The 2238-nt window shown below is 44.4% G+C and carries 3 protein-coding genes; 1 reads left to right on the top strand and 2 read right to left on the bottom strand.

The features are described from left to right. Nucleotides 1-229 precede the first annotated feature (229 nt). Nucleotides 230-763: a chorismate mutase gene (locus tag KDK15_RS06980; protein WP_257294646.1), complete on the top strand. Its 534-nt coding sequence runs from the start codon at nucleotides 230-232 to the stop codon at nucleotides 761-763. 2 nt (nucleotides 764-765) lie between these two features. On the opposite strand, the gene KDK15_RS06975 is transcribed toward KDK15_RS06980, so the two are convergent. Continuing rightward, a complete protein-coding gene (locus KDK15_RS06975; RefSeq protein ID WP_257294645.1) occupies nucleotides 766-1197 on the bottom strand; it encodes a PPC domain-containing DNA-binding protein in 432 nt (143 codons plus the stop codon). 390 nt (nucleotides 1198-1587) lie between these two features. Next, on the bottom strand, nucleotides 1588-2208 hold the full coding sequence (locus tag KDK15_RS06970) for a 7-cyano-7-deazaguanine/7-aminomethyl-7-deazaguanine transporter (protein ID WP_257294644.1): 621 nt from the start codon (nucleotides 2206-2208) through the stop codon (nucleotides 1588-1590). Between the last annotated feature and the right edge of the window lie 30 nt (nucleotides 2209-2238).

Here is a 2238-nt window from a genome sequence, read left to right as displayed (position 1 = left end):
TATCTTGATTAAAAATTTAACCAGGCAGCTTGAGCCTGAGATCATAACAACGAATATTGCGTTCGTTGCGGTTTAAATCAAGAGCGTTTCCAGTTCATCAGGTTAGGCTTCGTCTTAAGCACTGGTGGTTTTGGCAGATACTTATAGGTATTGGGTAAAATATGAGCTGGGTGTCACTAGCTGAATCAATGGAATGAAACTGGTTCTAAGCTCTGAGGATTGTGGAAGTATGAAGCTTGTAGTAACTGGGTTGCTCTGTTTGACACTCTCCACCTTGACGGTTGCAGATACAATGTCGAATGGAATCTTTCAGTTAATCAACCAGCGGTTGAACTATATGCAGGATGTAGCCTTATTCAAGGCCAAAAACCACAGTCCGGTCGAAGATCTGGTTAGAGAAAAGCAGGTGCTTGAGAAGGCATTGGTCGATGCGCAGCAGGCAGGTTTACAACCGGACTCTATTGCTGGTTTCTTCCAGGCGCAGATGGATGCTGCCAAGGCGATTCAATATCGCTATATGGCTGACTGGTTATCTACTCATCCTGAAAATAGTGAATATCGGGATTTAGCTTCTGAGGTCAGGCCAAAGATTTTGGCGCTTGGTGATGAAATTGTGGTTAGAATCAGCGAATACCTGAAAGATGGAGGGTCTTTTGACAATAAACTGCAGAAAGACTTTGTCAGAACAGTGAATACCAAGCATCTATCTGAAAACGATAAAAAGAAAATGTTTGAAAGCCTTCAGATGATACGTTTGATCTAGAGCTAGCACTTATCAATAACAAGTTCAGTGTAGCCTGTGGATGAATCAAAAGCCCTTGAGAAGCTCAGCTGTGGGTAACTGTGAATAATCACCTCTGCAGTACTATCAACGATATTTCCTTCTAGCACGTGTCCTCCAAAAACATGCCCTTTGCCATCAGCCACCGCGATGTGGATATGCTGATGATCTGGTGTCAGTGTTCCCATTATAGAGACGATTTCAAAAGAGCTCTCAGTAACTAACGTCGTTTCGGCACCTGCAAGACGCAGGTTTATTCTGGACAGACTGCCAACACAGGATACCAGTGAACCTGCAGAAATTCGGTGCTTATTAACCAGTTCCTGTACGGCTATTTTCAGGTCAGCGCCTTGGGTAAGGCGGTTTACTATTACGGAAATACTCATTGATTTATTAAATATCACCTGATCTTCCAATCAGCTTATCCTTCTCAGGATTTATGTAAAGCACCGTGGAATGAAATGATCATCTGGCCAACTCGATAATAAAAATACGATGACAGGCTATTGTCAGGATAGTTATAGCTGGACAGTTGAAATAAGAAGCAACGAATGCAACAAGCCCTGCTAGACTTGGCCTGTGCAGGCCTTTTGGTCGCAATAATACAGTTATTTCCCTGTTTCCAGGGTGGTTTATTGTATTTAGGACTGGCATAAAGGCAGCTTGAACCTTGGATCATAACAGCGAATATTGCGCTCGTTGCGGTTTTAATCAAGAGCTCATTGAAGAGTGTTTTAATGCGGTAACTGCCGAATGCTGATAAAGCAAAGCCCCGTTTAACGGGGCTTTGCTTTATAAACAGGCTTTTATGCAGCTTGAGAACTCATTTGAATGGGTACATTCAACCTGTTCACCAGGAAGTTCATCAATACACCATACATAGGGAGGAAGAACAGCATACTGATGGCCAGCTTGTAGCCATAATCCACCAGGGCAATCTCCATCCAGTGTGCCGCCATGAATGGGTCTGATGAACCGGCAAAGGCAAGGCTAAAGAAGCTCAGGGTATCAATCAGGTTACCGACAATGGTCGAGCAGGCTGGTGCTACCCACCATATTGCATTTTGACGCAAACGGTTGAAAACGGTGATATCCAGGATCTGCCCAATCAGGTATGCCGCGAAGCTGGCAACGGCAATTCTGGCGACAAAGACATTAAAGCTGGCAAATCCCTGAAAGATTCCATCCACGAACAGTACTGACACAAGATAGGAGATCAGCAGGGCCGGGAACATGGCGGAAAATATGATCTTCCGGGCCTGCTCAGACCCGTAGAATCTTACGGTCAGGTCTGTGGCCAGGAAAATAAACGGGAATGTGAATGCTCCCCAGGTGGTATGCATACCAAAGAATTGAAACGGTATTTGTACCAGATAGTTACTGGCAGTGACGGTAACGATATGGTAACTATTCAGTGAACCCAGCAAACCAGCTTACCAGACTGGTAAGGAATACCT

Source organism: Endozoicomonas sp. YOMI1 (genome assembly GCF_024606345.1).
Classification (GTDB): domain Bacteria; phylum Pseudomonadota; class Gammaproteobacteria; order Pseudomonadales; family Endozoicomonadaceae; genus Endozoicomonas.
Note: the sequence above shows the minus strand (reverse complement) of the source record. Positions and strands in the feature narration are given on the sequence as shown.